The sequence below is a fragment of the Paenibacillus sp. FSL H7-0737 genome (genome assembly GCF_000758545.1).
In the GTDB taxonomy this organism is placed as follows: Bacteria; Bacillota; Bacilli; order Paenibacillales; family Paenibacillaceae; genus Paenibacillus_AQ.
In genome coordinates this window covers 5,794,349-5,817,083 of the sequence record NZ_CP009279.1, presented here as the reverse complement: position 1 = coordinate 5,817,083, position 22,735 = coordinate 5,794,349, and the positions used below count along the sequence as shown (strand labels likewise).

At 44.0% G+C, this 22,735-nt stretch carries 21 protein-coding genes; 17 read left to right on the top strand and 4 right to left on the bottom strand.

Going from position 1 to position 22,735, the window contains the following annotated elements; genetic code table 11:
• Positions 1-40: 40 nt before the first annotated feature.
• The 13 genes from H70737_RS25320 to H70737_RS25260 all read left to right on the top strand — a co-directional run bounded on the left by H70737_RS25320 (position 41) and on the right by H70737_RS25260 (position 11,958).
• Complete coding sequence (locus H70737_RS25320) at positions 41-868, top strand: MetQ/NlpA family ABC transporter substrate-binding protein (protein WP_042191777.1); 828 nt, start codon at positions 41-43, stop codon at positions 866-868.
• Between the two features lie 185 nt (positions 869-1,053).
• Positions 1,054-1,728 (top strand): ABC transporter ATP-binding protein, encoded by a 675-nt coding sequence (locus H70737_RS25315; RefSeq protein WP_042191775.1) that lies wholly within the window; start codon positions 1,054-1,056, stop codon positions 1,726-1,728.
• On the top strand, positions 1,728-4,226 hold the full coding sequence (locus H70737_RS25310; RefSeq protein WP_042191773.1) for an ABC transporter permease: 2,499 nt from the start codon (positions 1,728-1,730) through the stop codon (positions 4,224-4,226). The genes H70737_RS25315 and H70737_RS25310 overlap by 1 nt, the downstream gene beginning before the upstream one ends.
• 65 nt (positions 4,227-4,291) lie before the next feature.
• Entirely contained in the window at positions 4,292-4,969 is a 678-nt protein-coding gene (locus H70737_RS25305) for a response regulator transcription factor (protein WP_042191771.1), read from the top strand.
• Positions 4,970-4,971: 2 nt separating this feature from the next.
• Entirely contained in the window at positions 4,972-5,997 is a 1,026-nt protein-coding gene (locus H70737_RS25300) for a sensor histidine kinase (RefSeq protein WP_042191769.1), read from the top strand.
• A 227-nt stretch (positions 5,998-6,224) separates the two neighbouring features.
• Positions 6,225-6,527 carry a LiaF transmembrane domain-containing protein gene (locus H70737_RS25295; protein ID WP_042191767.1) on the top strand — a complete coding sequence of 101 codons (303 nt, stop codon included), beginning with the start codon at positions 6,225-6,227 and terminating at the stop codon, positions 6,525-6,527.
• Positions 6,528-6,571: 44 nt separating this feature from the next.
• Positions 6,572-7,249, top strand: coding sequence for a PspA/IM30 family protein (locus tag H70737_RS25290; protein WP_042130994.1), 678 nt, complete (start codon positions 6,572-6,574; stop codon positions 7,247-7,249).
• A gap of 4 nt (positions 7,250-7,253) precedes the next feature.
• Complete coding sequence (locus H70737_RS25285) at positions 7,254-7,721, top strand: PspC domain-containing protein (protein WP_042194525.1); 468 nt, start codon at positions 7,254-7,256, stop codon at positions 7,719-7,721.
• A gap of 3 nt (positions 7,722-7,724) precedes the next feature.
• Positions 7,725-8,429: a PspA/IM30 family protein gene (locus H70737_RS25280; RefSeq protein ID WP_042191765.1), complete on the top strand. Its 705-nt coding sequence runs from the start codon at positions 7,725-7,727 to the stop codon at positions 8,427-8,429.
• A 169-nt stretch (positions 8,430-8,598) separates the two neighbouring features.
• The gene (gene liaF, locus H70737_RS25275) at positions 8,599-9,246 is read left to right on the top strand and encodes a cell wall-active antibiotics response protein LiaF (protein ID WP_042191763.1); all 648 of its coding nucleotides are present in this window, start codon (positions 8,599-8,601) and stop codon (positions 9,244-9,246) included.
• 30 nt (positions 9,247-9,276) lie between these two features.
• Positions 9,277-10,311: a sensor histidine kinase gene (locus H70737_RS25270; protein ID WP_042191761.1), complete on the top strand. Its 1,035-nt coding sequence runs from the start codon at positions 9,277-9,279 to the stop codon at positions 10,309-10,311.
• Between the two features lie 18 nt (positions 10,312-10,329).
• A complete protein-coding gene (locus H70737_RS25265; protein WP_179085807.1) occupies positions 10,330-10,983 on the top strand; it encodes a response regulator in 654 nt (217 codons plus the stop codon).
• 162 nt (positions 10,984-11,145) lie between these two features.
• Positions 11,146-11,958 (top strand): YwmB family TATA-box binding protein, encoded by an 813-nt coding sequence (locus tag H70737_RS25260; RefSeq protein ID WP_042191759.1) that lies wholly within the window; start codon positions 11,146-11,148, stop codon positions 11,956-11,958.
• Positions 11,959-11,976: 18 nt separating this feature from the next.
• On the opposite strand, the gene H70737_RS25255 is transcribed toward H70737_RS25260, so the two are convergent.
• Genes H70737_RS25255 through H70737_RS25245 form a run of 3 tightly spaced genes read right to left on the bottom strand, consistent with a single transcriptional unit; the run spans position 11,977 to position 15,655 of the window.
• On the bottom strand, positions 11,977-13,104 hold the full coding sequence (locus H70737_RS25255; RefSeq protein WP_052404420.1) for a Ger(x)C family spore germination protein: 1,128 nt from the start codon (positions 13,102-13,104) through the stop codon (positions 11,977-11,979).
• Positions 13,101-14,195 (bottom strand): GerAB/ArcD/ProY family transporter, encoded by a 1,095-nt coding sequence (locus H70737_RS25250; protein WP_042191755.1) that lies wholly within the window; start codon positions 14,193-14,195, stop codon positions 13,101-13,103. The genes H70737_RS25255 and H70737_RS25250 overlap by 4 nt, the downstream gene beginning before the upstream one ends.
• A gap of 32 nt (positions 14,196-14,227) precedes the next feature.
• Positions 14,228-15,655, bottom strand: coding sequence for a spore germination protein (locus H70737_RS25245; protein WP_042191753.1), 1,428 nt, complete (start codon positions 15,653-15,655; stop codon positions 14,228-14,230).
• A gap of 352 nt (positions 15,656-16,007) precedes the next feature.
• Here H70737_RS25245 and zwf point away from each other — a divergent pair, with 352 nt between their 5' ends.
• Both zwf and H70737_RS25235 read left to right on the top strand, forming a co-directional pair.
• The gene (gene zwf, locus H70737_RS25240; RefSeq protein ID WP_042191750.1) at positions 16,008-17,558 is read left to right on the top strand and encodes a glucose-6-phosphate dehydrogenase; all 1,551 of its coding nucleotides are present in this window, start codon (positions 16,008-16,010) and stop codon (positions 17,556-17,558) included.
• Positions 17,559-18,904: 1,346 nt separating this feature from the next.
• Positions 18,905-20,503, top strand: a complete 1,599-nt coding sequence (locus H70737_RS25235; RefSeq protein WP_042191749.1) for a peptide chain release factor 3 — start codon at positions 18,905-18,907, stop codon at positions 20,501-20,503.
• Positions 20,504-20,601: 98 nt separating this feature from the next.
• Here H70737_RS25235 and H70737_RS25230 read toward each other — a convergent pair whose 3' ends face one another.
• Entirely contained in the window at positions 20,602-20,838 is a 237-nt protein-coding gene (locus tag H70737_RS25230; protein ID WP_042191747.1) for a small acid-soluble spore protein SspI, read from the bottom strand.
• A 136-nt stretch (positions 20,839-20,974) separates the two neighbouring features.
• Here H70737_RS25230 and H70737_RS25225 point away from each other — a divergent pair, with 136 nt between their 5' ends.
• Complete coding sequence (locus tag H70737_RS25225; RefSeq protein ID WP_042191745.1) at positions 20,975-21,634, top strand: potassium channel family protein; 660 nt, start codon at positions 20,975-20,977, stop codon at positions 21,632-21,634.
• 258 nt (positions 21,635-21,892) lie between these two features.
• A complete protein-coding gene (locus tag H70737_RS25220) occupies positions 21,893-22,681 on the top strand; it encodes a TrmH family RNA methyltransferase (protein ID WP_042194519.1) in 789 nt (262 codons plus the stop codon).
• Positions 22,682-22,735 lie beyond the last annotated feature (54 nt).

Below are 22,735 nucleotides of genomic sequence, written 5' to 3'. Positions count from 1 at the left end.
CAAAATGGTTAAACATATAAACTGGGGGTTAGTTGTAGTAATGAAAAAATCAATGATAGTTGTGCTTATGTTAATGGTATTGGTCGTAGCGGGTTGTGGCTCTAATAAAGCAGCCGAGAACAATTCTGCAAAAGGTAGCGATGAGCTAACGAAATTAAAGATTGCTACATTGATTCCACCAATGACGGAAATTCTGGATATTGTGAAGCCACTTCTGAAGGAAGATGGCATTGATCTTGAAATCGTTGTGCTGTCTGACAATGTGCAGCCTAATGAGGCTTTGGCGAATAAAGAGGTAGACGCTAACTTTTTCCAACATGTTCCTTATATGAAGCAATTTAATGAAAGCAAAGGCTCCAATCTAGTAGAGGTACAGCCTGTCTATGACGCTATTTACGGTGGATACTCGAAACGTTACAAGAATGTTGCGGACCTGCCGGAAGGCGCAACACTAGTAATGGCTAATGACCCTTCAAATATCGGCCGTTCTTTACAAATGTTCGCTGCAGCTGATTTGATTAAGCTAAAAGAAGGTGTAGGTATCAAGGCTACACAAGCAGACATTACTGAGAATCCAAAAAACTTTAAGTTTGAGGAAGTAGATCTATTGATGTTGGCCCGTATGCTGGATGATGGAGATCTAGTGGCAATGACTCCGGCTTATGCCAGCCCGCTTGGATTGACACCAAAGAAAGATGCACTGATTACTGAAGGCGCGGATTCTGAATTCACGATCACCTTGGTTGCGCGTGAAGACAACAAGGACTCTGATGCGATCCAGAAGCTAGCTAAACGGATTAGCGGACCAGAAGTGAAGAAATTCCTTGAAGATAACTATGCGGATATTGCGTTGCCTGCTTTTAAATAAGCTTAAACAGCTAGGTCAGCAATTTATAGAGACTTGTCCATTATGGGCAAGTCTTTTTTTTACATATCAGCAAGTATGTATTGGGAGTCCCCACTTTGTGGGGATATTTTAGTGTGTCACTAGAATGTAAGAACTGCTCTATATAATGGGTTGTAGAATAACAAAGCGGAATGGAGATGGGAAATATGTCTGTACTCAGCGCAATTAATCTCACAAAACATTACGGTAAGGGGACTAACCTGGTCAAGGCACTGGATGGTATTAATGTAGAGGTACACAACGGTGAATTTATAGCGATTGTCGGGACTTCAGGAAGTGGCAAATCAACGCTCTTACATATGCTAGGCGGGCTTGATCGGGCGACAGAGGGTCAGGTGATCATAGATGGTAAAAATATTTTTGGGATGAAGGATGATGAGTTGACGGTATTTAGAAGAAGAAAGATCGGATTTGTGTTTCAGAACTATAATCTAGTGCCGATTCTTAATGTATACGAGAATATTGTGTTGCCCATAGAGCTGGATGGAAACAAAATAGACAAGGATTTCGTGGATCATATTGTGAATACGTTAGGTCTTTCGCAAAAATTGGACAACCTCCCTGGTCAGCTTTCAGGCGGTCAGCAGCAAAGGGTAGCCATCGCACGGGCCTTGGCAGCAAAACCTTCCATTATCCTAGCAGATGAACCTACAGGGAACTTGGACAGCATCACTAGCCAGGAGGTCATTGGTTTACTCAAAGTAACAAGCAGACAGTTTAATCAGACGATTCTAATGATTACTCATAATGAAGAGATTGCTCAGCTTGCAGACCGGACTATCCGGATAGAGGACGGTAAAATTACTGGAGGGGCATTGTGATGATGTTTCCAAACAGTAATAAGCCCGTTGTTAAAAAGCTGACGAGCAGAAGCCTGAAAGCCAATCGGACCCGAAATCGTTTTGTGATTCTCGCCATCGTGCTTACTACCTGGCTCATCACTTCTTTTTTTAGTATTGGACTGAGTAACTATAAGACCTTCGAAATGCAGCAATTGAAAATAAACGGAACCATGGCGGATGTCTACTTAACCTCCCCGTCAGAACAACAAATGAACAAGTTAAAGGAACTCTCCTATATTAAGACCATCGGACTCCAGTCCAGAGTAGGTAATGTGATCAATACGCCAGAAATAGGAGATCTTAATTTAGCTCTGCTCTGGTATGACTCTACAGAATGGACAGAGATGCGTAAACCAGTGATCGATGGTCTAAAGGGAACTTATCCAGATAAGGAAAATGAAATCGCCGTTCCTTTATGGATATTACAGTCAATGGGGATGGATGATCCACAGATTGGTATGAGCTTGCCGTTAACTTACTCTGTTACCCGCGATGGGGTGAAATCTCAGCAAAGTAGCAATTTCGTACTAAGTGGATGGTTTACCGATTACAGTCATGTCCGTACCGGAAATTCTGGAGCTATGCTGGTATCGGGGGCTTTTGCTACAGCTCATGGCGTAGATCTTAAGAATCCCAAAAATGCCACTATTCTTTTTAATGAGAAAAATACGGATGTACTTATCTCACGTTTGCAACAGGATATTCCTTTGGGAAAAAATCAAAAGCTTGAACCTGTCTCTAACCAATCGTCTACCTCTTCGGATAGAACAGCAACTTTGATTGGTTACGCTGGAATTATATTATTTGTTATGTTGAGCGGATATTTATTGATTTATAATGTGCTTTATATTTCTGTCTCACGGGATACCAGGTTCTACGGTCTGCTTAGAACGCTAGGAACTACACAACGGCAGATTAAAAAAATAGTTAGGGCACAGGCTTCACGGTTAGCACTTATCGCTATCCCACTGGGACTTGCCGCAGGAGCTGTGACTTCCTTCGTAATGGTGCCGCTGGCTATGAGTACAATGGATTTGGATACGGGCGTGGTGATTTCTTTTCACCCGTTAATCTTTATTGGAGCTGCGTTATTTGCTTGGATGACCACCATGTTTAGCGCTATCAAACCTGCCTCTATCGCTGGCAAAGTTTCTCCAATAGAAGCGGTGAGATATACAGGGACGATGGTTAAAGCTAAGACGAAGCGGGGAACTGGCGGATCTAAGCTGCACCGACTGGCTTGGCGTAATATTTTTAGAGTGAAAAAACGGGCGATGGTTGTGTTTCTCTCTTTATTTCTGGGACTGACAACTTTTCTGGTGATCAATACACTTGTGCTTAGTATGAGTACAGATCATTTTATTGCTGAATACATGGATAACGATTTCACGCTGTCCAATCAAACGATGTCCTTTGGATTTGAGGGGGAAGAGAAAGCCAAGATTACAGCGGATATGATCAAGGAAATTCAGGATATAAAGGGAGTAAAAGAGGTCTTTAAAGCTTATAGTGGGATAGGTCAGATCAAGTATGATCCTGAGGTCTTCAGTAAGTATGTGGATGAATTCGCAAAATCATATCACACAGATCGCCCTACCGATGATCAATTGGCTGAGCCTCAAAGCATGTTCTCAATGACCCATGTTATTGGGGTAGATTCAGATCAGGTTAAGAAGATGGAAGAAAAATTAGGAATCACTGTGGATAAGGAACGTTTTGAAAAGGGTGAGATTGCCTTGCTGGACAATTTTAGTCTCGCTGGTATTAAGATTGGAGATAACTTTCAAATTAGTCCTATAAACAGCGATGCAGCACAATCTTTCGAAATTGGAGGGCTTGCTGATTTCAGCTCTCTAGGGTCGTCACACTTTGTAGCTCCGAATGTATACATTAGCCATACTGCTATGGAGAAACTCATGAATGACCCACTTATAAGTAAAGTATATATTAATGCAGACCCAAAAGACTGGAAGCCGATTACCGATCAATTGGAAGGACTCATCGGCGGAGATGGAGAGCTGAAGCTGGAGTCGAAGCTGTATATGGAAAAGTTCATGGAATCGGCTAAGCTAACCTTTTACATTATGGGTGGCGGCATTGCGCTCATTCTAGCGCTGATTGGAATTTTGAATTACGTTAATATTATGTATACAGGGGTTGTAGCTCGGAAGCTGGAGTTCGCAGTGATGGAGAGCATCGGGATGACCTCTAAGCAGATGAGAAAGCTGTTGCTGTTTGAAGGGGCAGGTTATGCGATCATATCGACACTGCTAATCTCAACAATAGGCACATTAATCAGTTACGGTGCTTATAGCCTGTTCAGCCAAGAGGCTACTTATGCAGTATTTAGCTTTCCAACCCTTCCGCTTTCTATTGCGATTGTACTCGTTTTTGCGGTTTGCCTGAGTGTTCCGCTTATTGCTTATAAGCAAATCAAAAAGGACAGCATTGTGGAGCGTCTGCGGCAAATGGAATAGAGCTAATTAATTAACAGCGTAGCCTTCCTCTGCTTGTTACAATGATAAGTATAGAGGTGAGTTTAATGACAACCATTCTAATTGTAGAGGATGACCGTCTCTTAAACGAGGGGCTGAAGTTCATGCTTGCAAAAGAAAACTATAATATTATTCAGGCCTATTCTTTTCAGGAGGCGGCTTCTAGAATTCAGGATCAGACCATCAGTCTGGTCCTTTTGGACATTAACCTCCCAGATGGGAGTGGTCTTGCACTGTGCCAGGAAATTCGGCGAACGAGTTCCATTCCGGTTATATTTCTAACTGCCAACGATACTGAGCAGGATATGGTAGCTGGATTTGGGCTAGGAGCTGATGATTATATTGCGAAGCCATTTAGCATGGTCGTACTTTTGCAGCGTGTTAAGGCTGTTCTTCGACGAACAGGCACTGATGGTGGCTCAGAGCTGTTTCAATACAAGGATATTACAATTAACTCAGCCAAAATGAAGGTTTACAAATATGGACAAGAGATAAAACTAACCACCAATGAGCATCGTCTCCTTGCTATCTTAACCGAGAATAGCGGTCAGGTTCTAACTCGGAGGTTAATGCTGGAGAAGCTATGGGATATAGAAGGTAATTTCGTGGATGAGAATACGCTAAGCGTAAATATTCGTAGGTTACGGGCCAAAATTGAGGATGACCCTAAAGATTGTCAATACATTAAAACTGTATTCGGTATTGGCTACACATGGGGAGAGTAAGGATGAAGAACCCTTTTAGAAAAATTATTTGGAGCTCGTTCACCCTTTTGTCAGTAGTCGTTGTGTTGTTTGTATCTATGCTTATCTATTATAAGCCTGAGAAGTATGTAGTTATTGGATGCGTGGTGTTTATTAGCGTGATGGCTCTGCTGTTTATAAGTTTTGTGCTCGCGCTTCGTAAAGAAATGCTAAACACGCTATCTTCATTGTCGGGATTGATTCAAGATCTTATCAATGGACAAATGACTCAGATGTTCCCGGTGCAGGAGGATACACTCCTCTCTAAATTACAGCATCAGGTTATTCAATTATCTGAGCTGTTGTCTTCGCAGAAGCAGCGCTACCGTGAAGAGAGTCATGAAGTCAAAACATTGATCTCTGATATCTCTCATCAACTGAAGACCCCTTTAGCCAATTTAGGGATGTATAACAGTCTTCTTATGGATGAAGGGCTCCCCGCTGAAACACGCAGTGAATTTACTCGCCATATGGGTAGTCAGATTGAGAAGCTGTCTTGGCTTATGGAGAATCTGATCAAGTTATCACGGCTCGAATCCGGTATTATAGAGCTTCATGCTGCGGAGAAGCATAAACTTGAGAATACTGTGCTGTCAGCGATCAAACAGGCATTTCCAGCAGCCGAGCAAAAGAATATAGAGATCTTACTGGAAATGGATCAGGAGATTACGCTGCAACATGATCCCAAGTGGACGGGAGAAGCTATCTATAACATCATCGATAATGCTCTGAAATATACGCTCGGGTCCTGCAGTGTTAGAATTACGATTCGCAGATATGATCTTTTTGCAAGGATTGATATTGCTGATGGTGGAATAGGAATTCCTGTCGCTGAGATGAATGACATTTTCAAACGATTTTACCGAGGAGCGGGTTGTAATGGAACAGAAGGTGTTGGTATAGGCCTTTATTTAGCCCGTAAAATTGTGACCGAGCAGGGTGGATATATAAAAGTGAGATCGGAGTTAAGTAAAGGCAGTGTTTTTTCTATATTTTTGCCGTTACGCTGATTCTGAATGTACTCGAAGCTTAGCCCCCTAAATTGGGGGTTTTTCTCATTAAAGTCGCTATTTCATGGAGGAAAAGTGCTTTGCTAGCCCTATAGTGGTCTGCAGTCGCACAGCTACCTCGACTAAGGTCCAGTACCAAAAACCGTCGTTGGTCTGTTTTGAAAGTCTGCGAATTGCTCTAGAATAAGGCTATAAGGTTAAGGACAACGAAAGGCGGTGAGAAAATAATGCAAAGAAGACAAGGAAACGGATTGGCGGTTGTGCTGATTGTGATTGGTGCGGTAATGCTACTCGGTTTAGCGCTTCCTCTGATTCACGGTATTTTCAGACTACTGTTCCCAGTATTGCTGGTTGTTCTCGGGTACTATGGGATTAAGAGTGGACGCAAGGTTATCGGTTGGGTACTAATGTTCATTGGTGTCATGACCTTGATCGCGAAGCTTTCCTGGATCATCGGACCACTGCTAGGTGTGGCGTTGATCGTATGGGGAGTGTCAGCTTTAAAGGGTAGAAGAAATGGTACTTATTAAGAAGAATTGTACTTAAACAAGAAGCAGGGAGGGAGCAGGAGATTATGAGTGTTTTTCGTCGCATGAGGGATATTACAGTAGCTAATCTAAATGAACGTCTAGAGCAAAGTCAAGATCCTGTGAAGCTAATTGATCAATTTCTACATTCAACTCGCGAGGAAATCAGTGAAGCTGAAAGACTGTATCAGCAATACGCTTCACATACGAAGCAATTGCAGCAGCAAGTGAATCAAGCGACTGCCATGAGAAATAAACGTGAGGAACAGGCGTTACTCGCATTAAAAGCGGGCGAAGATCATCTGGCAAAGCTGGCTTTGCAAGAAAAGATCATTCACGAGGAAAAGTTGGAGCAGTACAGCGGGCTACTTGAACAAAGTAAGCAATCCTTGTTTGAACTTGAAGGACAGCTGAATGAGCTGAAAATAGAGTATCAGACAGTGTACAGCAAACGTCAGTATTACGCGGCACGGATGGAGTCGCTGAGACTACAGCAACGTATGAACCAAAGAGCAAGTGCTTATGGTAACGGCGGTGATGTTCCCAAAATGTTCGGACGTCTGGAAGATCGGATGTCAGATTGGGAATTAGAAGCGAAGAGCTTGCGCGATGTGCGTCGCATGGGACAGGAATATGCGGTGCAAGCAGGTGAGACTGTAGCAACCGTACTCGAAAGAGAAATGGCTCGCTTAAAGGAGAAACTGAACAATGGTGGAAAGGAGTAGCGCTATGAGTCGATTATATCGTTCAACTAGAGATAAAGTGATGACGGGTCTTGCAGGTGGATTATCTGAGACACTCGGTATTGATTCCACGCTATTCCGGATTCTGTTACTGGTCAGCATTCCGTTTACAGGAGGTGCCGTGATTCCAGTGTACTTCATTGCAGCGCTGGTCATTCCGAAGGAGCCTACGCATTATAATCCTTTCGGACCAGGCCCTGGTGCACCGGGTGGCCCATTCGATGGTCCTTACTCAGGTAGACCGGAACATGGACACGGACCGCATGCTAATGGCGGACATGGACCTTATGGACGCCAACCTAACTACAATCCTAATTTTGAGAAGAACAACGCATATTCAGCTCCGGATTCCGGTTTGGATGCGATGATGAAGGATATCGAGAAGAAGGCTTTGCAAAAAGAAGTAGAAGAACTCAAACAAAAACTGTCTAAATATGAGAAAGGGGAATTGTAAATCATGGGAGTATTTCAAAGAATTAAAGATATGACTAAGGCGTCGGTAAATGACTTGTTGGATAAGGTAGAGGACCCAATCGTAATGCTTAACCAATATCTGCGCGATATGGAGGCTGAAATCCACGAAGCAGAAGTTACAGTTGCCAAGCAAATGGCGAACGAACGCCGCATGAAACAACGCGTGGAAGAAGCAGCAAAAATGTCCGCACAACGTGGAGCACAAGCTGAATTGGCACTGAAAAACGGCCAAGAAGAAGTGACTCGCAAGCTGTTGGAAGAAAAAATCTACTTCGATCAAAAACAAGCGGAATACAGCGATCTTCATGCTCAAGCTGAAGTGCAAGCGAAGGAATTGGTTGGGCAGCTGCATGATATGAAGGATGAATTCTACAAGTTGCGCAACAAGCGTAACGAGCTCGTATCCCGTGCTCAAATGGCTAAAGCGAAGAAACAAATGACGCAAATCAGCAGCGTACATTCCATCGAAAGTGGCAGTGCGTCACTCGGATTCCACCGGATGGAAGAGAAGATTATGCAGCTTGAAGCAGAAGCAGATGTAATGCGTGCACCTTACAGCCCATCCGCTGCCTACACTAAACCAGTCGATGTTGAGAAGCAACTGAAAGTGGATGAGCAACTGGCTGCACTGAGAAGCAAGCTGAATGATACACCGGCTGCTCCTTCTTTAAACAAAAAAGAAGAATAAATCCTGTTCCTAAAACTTAAGTAGATATGATATGCTGGACAAGAAGAAGCCATACGGTATGGATCTCCATACCGATATGGCTTTTGTAGCGGCTGGCTATAATATATTGATGGTTGTAGTTTTGCTTACGAAGTTAGTTTTGCTACGCAAAACTTTTAGGAGGTGCGAAATGGATAAACGAAACCGTTTGATTGCCATCGGACTGATCGGTGTTGGCTGCATGATGATTTTTGGTAGATGGCTCGGCTTTTTCTCCATTGTCGCGCTTCTATTCCTGTTCCTAGGGGTCTACCGCACGACGTCAGGAAAAGTGAAGCAGGGTTATAAGCTGCTCGGGATTGGCGCTATATTACTTTTGCTGGATCATTTAGTGCTCGTGCTGGGGATTTGTTTGATTTCATTGGGGATGTTTTTTACTAAATCCAAAAGAGTTCAGCGTAAGGAAGGGTTTATGCAGAAGCAAAACTTTTCGTCTAGATTTGACTGGGATCGCTCACCCTGGGTGATGCATAGCCTCAGCTCATGGCATATCCTTGGAGAGGCCGATCTTGATCTTTCACTGGCTATGGCGGAGCAAAAGGAAACGGTTATGCTGTTTCAAGGAATCTTTGGTGATATGGACATTCAATTGTCAGATGATTATGGTGTGGAAATAGAAGCCTTTGTGCTTTTTGGATCGATTGAATTCGGTAATGGGCGCGATACTGGTATGCTAAACCGTCTGAATTGGAAGTCCCCTAACTATGAGAGCAGTGAATATAAGGTAAAGTTTAGTGTGTCTTATTTGATGGGAGATTTGGATGTGCGATTATCCTGATTAGTTTGATACAGAAGGGAGGGTCCCCGTATGGATAAAAAGAACAAAAATATGATGTCACGCAGTATGGGTGAGGGGGCTCTGTTCTCTTTTGTCATGCTGCTTGTGATATTGTACACCATGTATACATATGGCTATTTAAAGCCTTTTGAAAGCTGGATGATTGGATTACGCACGGCATTTACTCTAATTCTGCTGCCCATGGGGTTCGGGGTTGGCTTTGGTTTCTATCAGAGCTTCCGAGTAAAGCGAAAGTTGGAACGCCTGAGAGAAACTCTCGTATTGTGGGAGAAGGGAAACTTAACGCTATCTATGCCTGACTTGGGTGACGATGAGCTGGGAAGGCTCGGAGAACAATTAGGCCGAATTAGTGGAAAATGGGAAAACCAAGTGACAACACTGCAGCGATTGTCTACAAATAACGCGAAGCTCGCGGAGCAAGCACGAGTATCTGCTATTATGGAAGAGCGCCAGCGGCTTGCGCGTGAATTGCATGATGCAGTCTCACAGCAGTTGTTCGCGATCTCTATGACCGCCACGGCTGTAGGCCGGACGCTGGAGAAGGATTTTGACAAGGCGCAACGGCAAATTGCACTTATCGAAGAAATGTCTGCTGTAGCCCAATCAGAGATGAGAGCACTATTGCTTCATTTAAGACCTGTTTATTTGGAAGGTAAGGGATTAGAGCAGGGGCTGCAGGAGTTGATCAAGGAACTTAAGGTTAAGGTTCCGATTGAAATCGTGTTCGAGATGGACCCTGATGTACAATTGCTAAAAGGGGTAGAGAATCACTTATTCCGTATTGTGCAGGAGGCAATCTCCAATACGCTTCGTCATGCGAAAGCAGAAAAGATGGAAATCAGGCTGCATCGGCGAGGAGATACGGTTCGTTTGACGCTCCGTGATGATGGGATTGGTTTTGAATTGGATGATAGTAAACAAACTTCCTACGGTTTGTCGAATATGCAGGAGCGGATGAATGAAATCGGAGGTTCCATTCAGTTTATTACCGCTCCGGGTAAAGGAATGCGGATTGAAATTACCGTTCCGTTAGTCAATGAATAATAGGAGGAAAGAGTGACCATGGAGATGGAGGAAGCCATTAAGGTATTGCTTGTAGATGATCATGAAATGGTACGGATCGGACTAGCTGCTGTTCTAGGTACTGAAGACGGAATTGAAGTCGTAGGGGAAGCTGGAAGTGGTGAGGAAGGTATCCGCCTGGCACAAGAGTACAATCCGGATGTAGTCCTGATGGATCTCGTAATGGATGGGATGGATGGGATTGAAACGACCAAACACTTAATGAAGCAGTATCCCGAAATCAAAGTTATTGTGTTGACAAGCTATCTGGATGATGAAAAAATGTATCCGGTGATTGAAGCAGGTGCGTTCAGTTATCTACTAAAGACCTCACGAGCTAGTGAAGTGGCAGATGCCATACGCGCTGCGGCAAGAGGCCAGTCTGTACTGGAGTCACAGGTCGCCTCTAAAATGATGAATCGTTTTCGAAACAATGCAAAGGGTGAATCCCCTGCTTATAAAGAGCTTACGGAGCGCGAGATGGAAGTATTACGCCTGCTGGCGCAAGGTAAATCGAATCAGGATATCGCGGACCAACTAATTATTGGGATCAAGACTGTGAAATTTCATGTAACGAATATTCTCGCGAAGCTGGGTGTGGAAGACCGGACCCAAGCAGCAATTTATGCATATAAAAATGGACTAGCTGAATAATTGGATATCCCAATTGGTGTGAGTACAAGAACTGGCCAGAGTAAGAAGGGCTGGTTTTTTTGTGTGCACGAGTATATGAAAATACTTGTCTCCGTATAAAATCTTGTAAAGCGGACATCCTGTTTAGTAGATTAATAGACCGGATTGAGAGGGTGTTGGATTGTGGGGTATGTGGAAGAAAGTAAGGGGAAGAGACACGGTGCAGGCCGAAAAAGTGGTATTAAAGGAATGTTGCTGGTATTGATTCTATGCTGTACTGCGTTACTTTTGGCAGGTTTTCGGGGCGAAGGTGAAAAAGAGATCAGCCAGATCGCCCAATTGAAGAAGTCACTTCCTCTCCTGACCTCCCTTGGTAAAAGTGTTACAGTACCCGGCTCCCCTCTTCGATTAGTTTTAAAATGGCAGGGAGAATTCAATGGTGATGGTCTAGAGGCTGGTGTCACTGCAACTAACCTATCCGATGATCTTGGGTTGGGAGAAACTAGCCGGGAAGACGGGGGGGAACATCTTACTTACCGTTCGGCTGCCGACAAAGCCGGTTTGCAAACCACCATGTTCTGGAGTGAGCTGGGAAACGGACGTAGTTATGTGATTGTAACCCTGGAGACACCTGATTTGTTAAATACTCCGGATCTGCAAGCTGAAGCAGAAGAAGCTGGCGCGAAACTACAGAAGATCGGCATCACAGCGGAATGGAATACCTCGCTTCAGGGGGCTGCGAAGGAGCAGGAGCACCCTCAGAAGGCTCTACTGTTAACGGAGCAGAATATGTACGCACAGCTGCCCGATCTTAAAGTACAGGAAAGCTACGAAGACGAAACAACAGCCAGCCATACTTATAGTACATCAGCATTGTTACATTCCGTAATCAGCGGAAACCACGAGGTAGTTCTACAGACAGCTATTCATCAGGATGCAAAAGAGGGCAGCAGCCGCGTTACGATTGGATTACCATTAATAACAATAGAATATTGAAAAAGACCAATCAAGGATCTATTGTAGAATGCCCGTACTTACAATTTTAACATCAACCTTGGTATGGAATTTTACTTTCCGGTAATCCTCAGACCAATTTTTGTTGCTCCAGATATTGTGATGATAAGCAATAAGTTTTCTTCCTACACCAAAGATGTCACAGTTTGCCTTTTGGATTTCATTAACAACTGTCTTGGCTTCCTTTGTAAGCAAATCCGAAAGATCTTGATTGACTTTTTTAAGTTCTTTTTCGTCGAGTACATCCGTAAACTCTTCTACGACGGCTTGCAGCTCTAAGCCCAAATTCACATCAATGCTTTCATCAGCAGAAACGGATACCTTGAATTGCCGCTTTAATTTTTTTGAACCCACATTAATAGTAATGAAATTCCGAATATCATCGGAATGTCCCAAATCAAGTTTCTTAGTGAAGCGGGCATTTTTCCCCTGTTGTCCCATCAGCAGAACCATCATGATTGACTGATCGGGGTTCAACATTCCGCTGTAATTCTGGTCATGAAAGAGAGCCACCCCTTTCGTGATTATATCGCCCTCATCTCTACCTAGATATGGAAGAGCAAAGTCATGCCCTGGATCCATCAGGGAACGGAACACGGTATCTGCCGTTTCTTTTGGAAAAATACTCATTTCTTCCAGACTATCGATCTTTTGCTTAATGAATTCCCCGATCTTTAATTCCCCAACCTTTTTTTGCTCAAGAATTTGGGCAGCTTCTCCTTCCGTAATAATTAGCCGAACGTTGGATGTTGGATTGCTTGGATCCCTGTAATTCACATCCAGAATAGGGTACAGGCCACGCTCAGCCGTAGTCCTTCCCATAAGCTCAAAACCATATTTAATAAATCTAATGTTTCCCCTAACTTTATTTCGCAATTGATTGCTCGCATTGCGCACAGTCGGTCCGAAACTCGAATGGATTTCATTCTTGGTAGCTTTCTGCTCAATATCGGGGGGGATGATTAATTCGATGGTTTCTTTGATCTCTCCGTTCTCTGTATAATCAATTGCTGCACAATAAGCCAGATGCAGGTCTTTCAAATATTCCCGGTCCCAACATCCAGTGAGACAGATGGAAACAAGGGCAATTAAAAGTAAATGCGACTTGAATTTCATGTCAAACTTCATGCAAGACCACCTGGCTTTCTCTTCATAAATAGGGAAATCATCAGCAATACCATCGATAATCCGGCAATAAACACATAGGTCGCATAGTTAGCGGCTGTATCAAAAAGATGTACATCAGCAGGAGTTACAGGTGCAAGTGCGATCATAAAAGTAATGATTTTTACAAACGGGGCAAAATGTTTATGGCTTTTTCGACTAAATAAAACACTGAGTCCAATGGATGCTGCGTAACAGTAGCTAACAATAGAACAAACAAGCGTGATGGCCCAAATCGGCAGAAATAGGATATCTGCACGGTCCACGATATAAAAGTTAAGAGATTTTACTAAGTAGATGACGGGTTCGGGCATGATTTTGATTTGCTCGGAGTTAAATACCATTAGACAGGTAGAGACCACAAAGACATAGAGCAGGGTTACGAACCCGCTGGCTAGACTAATGGTCATTAATTTTTGTTTATTTGTACCTTCGGAAAGCGGATAGACGATCATCATCATTTCGAAACCATACATAGATTTAGTTGATTCCTGTGCTCCCTTCACGACATTCCAGAATCCGTTCTCCAAAAGGGGGAGCATAAATTCAAAATGAGCTTGAGTTAAACCATAGCTGACAAATAGTATAAGCGGGACAAAAAGAACTGTTGCCAATGTATAGAATCTGGCCAACACTGTAAGCTTTTCCCTTGCCAAATAGAGAGTCATGATCGAAAAGAGGGTTAATATAGCCCATCTTGGTGTGGATTGCAGAATCCACCTCTGCAGCACCTCTACCGCACTGAACATAATATTGGAGCCAAGCAGAACAAAGTAACTGATGTAAGCGATTATAAGTATTCTACCGATAATTGGACCTCCGAGCTTTAAACATATAGAAAATAAGTTGAGTCCGGGGGAATTTTTCAGCAGAACCCATAGAAGAATGATAACAAGTTGGGTAATGATGCCCGCAATCAAAACAGAGAGCGCTCCTCCACCCTTGGCCGCTTCGTTAAGCTTGAAGGGAAGAGACAGAATGCCAACCCCGATTTGAGCTTGAATCATAAAGCAGAAAAGTTGCCCCCTCGTTATCATTTTTTCTTTTTGAGTCATTCTTATAACTCCTGTCAGTTCAGATTAAATGATTATTCTTCTTCTGCCCCTGATTTGCTTGTATTCTTGCGGATGGACCATATCGGAAGGCGCAAAAAGGTGTCTTTCAAGCCTTGAATATTTATCGGGCTTAGCGGTGTAAGGTAAGGTTGTCCAAAAGATTCAAGCTTACACAAATGTACAAAAATAAGTGTCAACCCAAATGATATCCCAATATATCCGAACAAAGAGGCCGCAACCATAAGTGGAAACCGCATAAATCGGATCGCGGAGCTCATCTCGTTGGAAGGGATGAGAAAGGATGATATGGCAGTCAATGCAACAACGATGATCATTGTGTAAGAGACCAATCCAGCTTTAACAATGGCATCCCCGATGACCAAACCGCCTACAATCCCAATGGTTTGACCTACACGGCTGGGCAGACGGAGCCCTGCCTCCCGAAGCAATTCGAATATGAGTTCAAGCAGCATTGCTTCAACCAACGGAGGAAATGGGATCCGGGTCAGTGAACCTTGAATCGTAAAAAACAATTGCAAGGGAAGGACACTGGAGTGAAAAGAAACGGTGGCAATATAGAGCGCGGGCAGTTGGAATGCTGTTACAAAACCAATCAGACGGATAAAACGGACAAAGGAAGCAATCAGCCATCGATTGCTATAATCATCCGGCGTCTGATAGAAGGTGAAGAAGCTGGCAGGTACAATCAGAGCTGTGGGATCTCCATCCAGCAGGATTGTGACGTATCCTTTCAGCAAGTAGAAGGAGGTATGGTCTGGGCGCTCAGTATTGATATGTTGTGGAAATATAGAGTAGGAATTATCCTCCGTTAATTCCTGAATAAATCCGGTGGAGAGCACCGAATCAAGAGTGATTTTTTTTATTCTAGATTCTACTTTTTTTACTAATTCAGGTTTGGCAAGGTTCTCCATATAGATTAAAGCTACCTTTTTGGGAGCGATTTTCCCAAGGGTGAAGTAGCGAACAGTAAGGTTTGGAGTGGTGATTTGTTTACGGATCAGGTATAAGTTAACCGTCATATCTTCAATAAAACCGTTATGCGGCCCCCGAATAACTGCTTCATTCAGAGGTTCGGTTATAGTTCGTTCGTGTTTGGCAGGAGTAGAGAGGATATAAAATTCAGATATTCCTTCAACAAAGTAGAGGCAGCCTCCGTTAATAAGTCCCTGAATGCCTTTATTTAGTTCTGTTTCCACACCGAAGCTGAGCGTTGTAAATAGTTTGGAAAGCTCTTTGTTTTTGCTATTGTGAAAAGGAGCAATCACATTCTGCTCAACCAGTTCCATGTCTGCCATGGACTCTAGATAAAAGAGAATTCCTTCAGTTCCGTTAAAGGATATTCTTCTTTTTTTGAGATCATTTGAATAGAACAAGGCTGCTTCGATGAAATCGGCGTTTTGATCTACAGTAGTGAATGAGATCTGTGTTTGGTCAGTCATTAAGGGCGCTCGACTTTCGAGTTATTTTTCTTTAACGTTCCCGAATGATTTGCAGAATATTCCTGAATGAAAGTAACTAATTGGTATAGGCGTTTGTCTGCACAGCTTGAGAAACAAAACGATTCACTTATATTAATGGATAAAGTGACAAACACTTCGTCAATATAGATAGTTTTATAAGGTGAAGTATAATTAGTAATAAGAAATTTTAATTGAAATTTGCGAAATCCCGAGAGTATTTGTCAGTAATCTGATAGCATCCTTTTTAGGAATATGCTAAAATGACATAACGTCGTTTTCTCGACGCTGAGAATGTCAATAAACTATATTACATACAGAAAGATGAGGAGCCATGGCTGAAAATCAAACCCTTGATGCACTGCACACACCCGGTGCTGTCTTTTTTATCTTTGGGGCAACCGGAGATTTAGCCCGGCGTAAGCTTTTCCCGGCGATTTACAGCTTGTACCGTGAAGGTAAGCTGGCACATGATTTTGCGGTAATTGGCGTGGCGCGGCGCCCGCGTACTCAGGAAGAATTTAGAAGTGATGTGAAGGAATCCATCCTTGAATTCTGCCGTTATAAAGCGGGAGAAGAGAATGAATGGAATGAGTTTGTACAGCATTTTGAATACAAATCTCTGGACATCAACGATATTGATGGCTTCCGGGAATTAAGAGCTCAAACAGAAGCTCTTGAAGAGAAGTTCAGAATTCCGGGCAATCGGATGTTCTATCTTGCGCTGGCACCTGAATTATTCGGCAGTGTCTCGTTCAACCTTAAGGCTGGCGGCATGCTGGATAGCACAGGTTGGAATCGTCTCGTCATCGAGAAGCCTTTTGGATATAATCTGGAATCAGCTGAGCAGCTGAACGAGCAGATCCGTGAGGTGTTCAAGGAAGAGGAGATCTACCGGATCGATCATTATCTTGGTAAAGAAATGGTTCAAAATATTGAAGTCATTCGTTTTGCAAATGCTTTTTTCGAGCCGCTTTGGAATAATAAGCATATTGCCAATATTCAAATTACACTTGGCGAAACCGTAGGTGTTGAAGAGCGTGGTGGTTATTATGACCATGCTGGAGCGTTACGGGATATGGGCCAGAATCATATATTGCAACTGCTGACTATGATCGCAATGGAACCACCAAGCCGTCTGCTTGCAGAAGATATTCGTGACGAGAAGGTGAAGGTACTTCGTTCACTTCGTCCTTATGGTACATCTGACGAAGTTCGTGAGAACGTCGTGAGAGCACAGTATATTCAAGGCTTGCATAATGGAAAGACCCTTCCTGCTTATCGTCAGGAAGATAAGGTTGATCCTGAATCGAGTACTGAGACGTATTTTGCTGCCCGTGTGTTTGTAGATAACTTCCGCTGGGCTGGAGTTCCTTTCTATATTCGTACAGGTAAACGTCTACCGGTGAAGACAACGGAAGTGGTAGTTGAGTTCAAGGGAATGCCAACCAATGTTTATTTGGGACAAAAGCATACGCTGGAGCCTAACCTGCTTGTTATCCGTGTGAACCCTATGGAAGGCATTTATGTAAAGATTAATGCCAAGAAGCCGGGTTCCGAGTCTGAAATTCAACCACTAGCTATGGACTTCTGTCAGAGCTGCTTGGTTGGAATCAATTCCCCGGAAGCTTACGAGCGCTTGCTGCATGACGCGGCACGTGGAGATTCCACTTATTTCACTCGTTGGGATGAGGTATCGTCGGCATGGTCGTTCGTGGATCGTATTGCGAAGGCTTGGAAAGAAGAGTCGAGTGATCTATCTGCTTATCCTGCTGGCACTTGGGGTCCGGTTGAAGCGGATCAATTGCTTGCTCAGGATGGCTTCCATTGGTGGCCGGTTAATGGTCAGGAAGAAGATAATGTAGTATGGCTGAAGAATAACTAAACTTTGCGTTAATGCTATCTCCCTGCAGAGGATGCAGGGAGATTTTTTGTAATGCTGAGATTAGAGAACACTCAGCCCCCAAGGCCACTCTGGCTCCAAATGCCGCTCGGGCGACAGGAGCATTTTTAAATAACTGCACTTTGTACAATTAAAATCACATATTGGGTGGAAATTAGTCTTTTAAGTGTATTCTCTGCAACTATTTTCTCCGCATAAGGCCGAATAGCTAGCACATTGAATTTTTAATTGCATCAAATACAACTAAAGGCGATTGGAAATGCTAATACTTCTTATAAGTGTAGGAAATACAACTATTTTACTATAAGAGACTGCGGAGAAATGTGAAACGAAATCAAGGGAGGGGCCTATATTCAACGGGGGGCCATGGGGAGCCCTGTCTTCAATTAACACACACCTCTTTGGGACGACCGAACGGACCTTATCCTCCGAAATACATGTTTTAGTCGAGCTTACGGACAAATGTATGCGAAAAACCGAATACAATGTGCCGCCAGTAACGTAAACGAGCCGAATGTATGCGAAAAATCTAATACAATATGCCGTCAGTAACGTAAACGAGCCGAATGTATGCGGAAAACCGAATATAATGTGCCGCCAGTAACGTAAACGAGCCAAATGTATGCGAAAAACCGAATACAATGTGCCGCCAGTAACGTAAACGAGCCGATTGTATGCGAAAAACCTAATACAATGTGCCGCCAGTAACGTAAACGAGCCGAATGTATGCGAAAAACCGAATATAATGTGCCGCCGGTAACGTAAACGAGCCGATTGTATGCGAAAAACCGAATATAATGTGCCGCCGGTAACGTAAACGAGCCGATTGTATGCGAAAAACCGAATACAATGTGCCGCCAGTAACGTAATCGAGCCAAATGTATGCGAAAAACCGAATACAATGTGCCGCCAGTAACGTAAACGAGCCAAATGTATGCGAAAAACCGAATATAGTGTGCCTCCGGTAACGTAAACGAGCTAGCGCTGTTATCTGCCCTGAATCACCCGTGAATGGGCTTGTTATTAGGGAATAAGTGCAATAAGGACGCAGTCAGGCGTTTTTCTTCTTGAACTATGGGAACTGGTGAACATAATATAGACTTGATTTGGGAGATATTTTGCTGCAAAAGCTTTTTAGTAGATAATGTCTGCCGGATTTTGATATACTTTAGAGGATGCTTTCACTTGAAGCGGACTGGAGCTAGACCTAAGATAGCTATTCATTCAGAAATGAAGGGGTATGAACGATGAGCAGAGCACCGATTTGAAGATAACCCCAGTGTAATTGAAGCAGAAGCAGGAATTTTATATATGAAGGGATATGTGTAATGAACAAAGCAATAGATCAGAAGCTGCAAAAGGAAGTGGACAGACGCAGAACCTTTGCGATCATTTCCCACCCGGATGCGGGTAAAACAACTTTAACGGAAAAACTACTGTTATTCGGTGGTGCTATCCGTCTGGCGGGAACGGTTAAGGCCCGTAAGGCGAACAAGCATGCAACGAGTGACTGGATGGAAATTGAAAAGCAACGGGGGATTTCTGTTACTTCCTCTGTGATGCAGTTTGATTATTTGAATCACCGCGTGAATATTTTGGATACACCGGGTCACCAAGACTTTAGTGAGGACACCTACCGTACACTAACAGCAGCGGATAGTGCGGTCATGCTTATCGACGTGGCAAAAGGTGTGGAAACCCAAACGACCAAGCTGTTTCAGGTATGTGCTAAACGTGGGATTCCGATTTTTACTTTTATCAATAAGCTGGACCGTGAAGGACGCAGTCCGTTTGATCTAATGGAAGAGCTGGAGCAGGTACTGGGTATTCGCTCTGTGCCTATGAACTGGCCGATTGGTAGTGGACGTGAGCTATGCGGCGTATATGACCGGATGAAGAATCAGGTGGAGCTGTTCCAAGGTGACGATCACTCCGTAATCAAGGTGCAAAAGGTTGACGGATATCGTGATCCAATCATTCGTGAAATGGCTGGGGAATATCTGCATGATCAACTGTGTCAGGATCTAGAGCTGCTGGATGTAGCAGGCGATGCTTTTGACTATGAAAAAGTACTAAGTGGTGAACTCACACCTGTGTTCTTTGGTAGTGCAATCAACAATTTCGGCGTACAGACTTTCCTCGATAATTTCTTGGATCTGGCACCGAAGCCTGAACCACGCCGTAGTACTACAGGTTTGGTAGAACCAATGAACGAGAAGTTTACTGGCTATGTGTTCAAAATCCAAGCCAATATGAACCCGGCTCACCGTGACCGGATTGCTTTTCTACGTATTGTGTCCGGGAAGTTCGAACGAGGTATGAGCGTGAAGCATGTACGTGCGGGTAAGGACATTAAGCTGGCCCAGCCGCAACAATTCTTAGCGCAAGACCGTGATATCGTAGAGGAAGCTTATCCGGGAGATATTATCGGGTTGTTTGATCCAGGTATTTTTAGAATTGGAGATACACTGAGTCAGGCCGGAGATTTGGAATTCGATGAGCTGCCAACATTCTCACCAGAGATTTTTGCTAAAGTGAGTATTAAAAATGCTTTGAAATCGAAGCAGTTCCAAAAGGGTGTCGATCAGCTGACTGAAGAGGGTATGATTCAAGTATTCCGTACGGTTAACTTTGACGATATTCTGCTCGGTGTAGTTGGACAACTGCAGTTTGAAGTGTTCGAGTACCGCATGAAGGGTGAATATGGTGTGGATGTTCAGTTGCAGCGTATGCCATACCAGTTCGCGCGTTGGATCGTAGATGAGGCTAAACCGGATGCGAGTAAGTTCCGTATTAACTCTACGCTCGTTACAGATAAGAAGGGCAATTTTGTCGTATTGTTCGAGAATGAATATGCTATGCGGACAGCGATGGATAAGAACCCGACAGCTACGTTCCTAGAGATGGCTCCAAAAGCATTGCTATAGTAAGGAAGCTACAACTTTCTGATTGTTAATAAAAACCTCCGCCTTCAGCGTGCAACTGCACAATGGGAAAGCGGAGGTTTTTGACTAGTTGCGGCTACCTATGACGTGATATTCCCGGGAGTAATCGTCTCCAGGTGATCATGCAGCATAGAAACCAAATTGTCTTGCTTAGCGGTGTCTAAGTCCTTCCATATCATTTCAAACACGGCGCCAAGTCCCGGGAGTGCTGCTTCCGGTCCGTCTACCGAGCCTTCGATCATATGCCGCAAATCTTCTTCAGATTGACCATGCACTTTATGAATAATCGCCTGGCGTAAGTCAATAGTAACCGACATAAAGTACCTCCTTTTTGAAATATAGTGATATTCACTTCGTTTTAATGTACCCTGTATAGGTGCTGGAAATTCAAGTTTTTGTTTGTGTATGCTATACTGTTTTAGATATAGAAATGCTACGGGAGGTACATAAGACATGGCCAAAAAACAATATGCCATCATTGGCATGGGGCGTTTCGGATCCAGTGTTGCGAGAGCACTCAGCGGTATGGGGTTTGACGTACTTGCGATTGATGCGGACGAGCAGCGGACACAGGAGATTTCAAATATAGTAACACACGCCGTATCTGCAGATTCAACGGATGAAGAAGCGCTGCGCGCACTTGGTATTCGCAATTTTGATGTGGTGGTTGTGGCTATTGGAGAGGACATCCAAGCAAGCATTCTTACAACTTTAATCCTGAAGGACCTTGGTGTACCAGCAATTATCGCAAAAGCAAAAAGTGAGCTGCACGGCAAAGTATTAGGGAAAATCGGTGCAGACAAGGTGATTTATCCTGAACGGGATATGGGAATGCGGGTTGCGCATCATTTGGCTTCGCCTAATATATTAGATTATATCGAGCTGTCGCCTGACTATAGTATTTTGGACATGAAGGTATCCGGATCGATGATCGGGAAAAATCTACAAGAGCTCGATATCCGTGCAAAATATGGATGTAACGTAATGGCTATTCGCCAAGGTGAAGAGATGAACATCTCCCCTCGCGCAGAGGATCGCTTGATCGATGGGGATATCCTTGTAATCGTTGGGCATAAAGATAACCTGACGAAGCTGGAGATCGCGTATCAGTAGGTGAGTGTCCTGATAGAGTACGTTATTCCGAGGAAAGTTGGACTTCCGGTCGCTGTTGTCTCCAGATTTTTTGATTTGAACCGCTTGCTGCGGATAAAATCCCGAGACAAAGGCGAGCGCTACGCTCCTACAGTTCCAAATTTCCTCTCCATAACGTAATCATCAGGTTTATAGGGGGGAGAAGTGAAGAAGAATAAAGATAAAGAGCAAAGAGATAAGAGCAAGAATAACTGGCAAGGCATAAGAAAGGAAGACTTTATGGAAATCATGTCTCCGCAAAATACGCGGGTTAAAGAGTGGGCCGGGCTGCAAGAAAAAAAGCACCGTGACAAGGCTCGTAAATATATCGTAGAAGGCGTTCATCTGGTACAGGAAGCGCTGCTGGCTGAAGCAGATGTGGAATGCCTTGCTTATGACCTGGACAAGGGAATGCCCGCTGAACTGAAGGGGCTTCTTCAGTCCGTTCAGGGCATGGATGTGATCGGCGTAACAGCGGCGATCATCTCGAAATGCAGCAGCACTAATACACCGCAGCCGGTGTTCGCCATCGTGCGGAAGGAACAGCAGGCGGTAGAGGCTATCCTAGCGAAGAAGGACAGCCTGGTAGTTGTCCTGGACGGTGTCCAGGACCCCGGTAATGTCGGCACCATCATCCGCAGCGCGGATGCAGCGGGAGCAGACGGAGTGATCCTCGGCCAAGGCTGTGCCGACCTCTACAATCCGAAGACCATTCGTTCCACGATGGGCTCGATGTTTCATCTCCCGGTGGTGGAGGGAGATTTAAGTGAGATTTTGCCACAGGCCCGGGAACGCGGGGCGTTGCTGGTAAGTACTTCGCTGCAGGGAGAAGAATCGTGCTATCAGCATGATTTTCACGGCAGTCAGTGGTTGCTGATTGGCAGTGAGGGCAAAGGCATTTCGCCGGAAACTGCGCGACTCGTGGACAAGAGTATCATCATCCCGATGGCAGGCCGCGCTGAATCACTAAATGCGGCGATGGCGGCGACGATTTTGCTGTTTGAGGGAATGAGACAGCGAGAGGCATAAGCTGCTTATAAAAAAGGAACAGACGATAAAAAAACTGCAAGCTCATGATTGAGT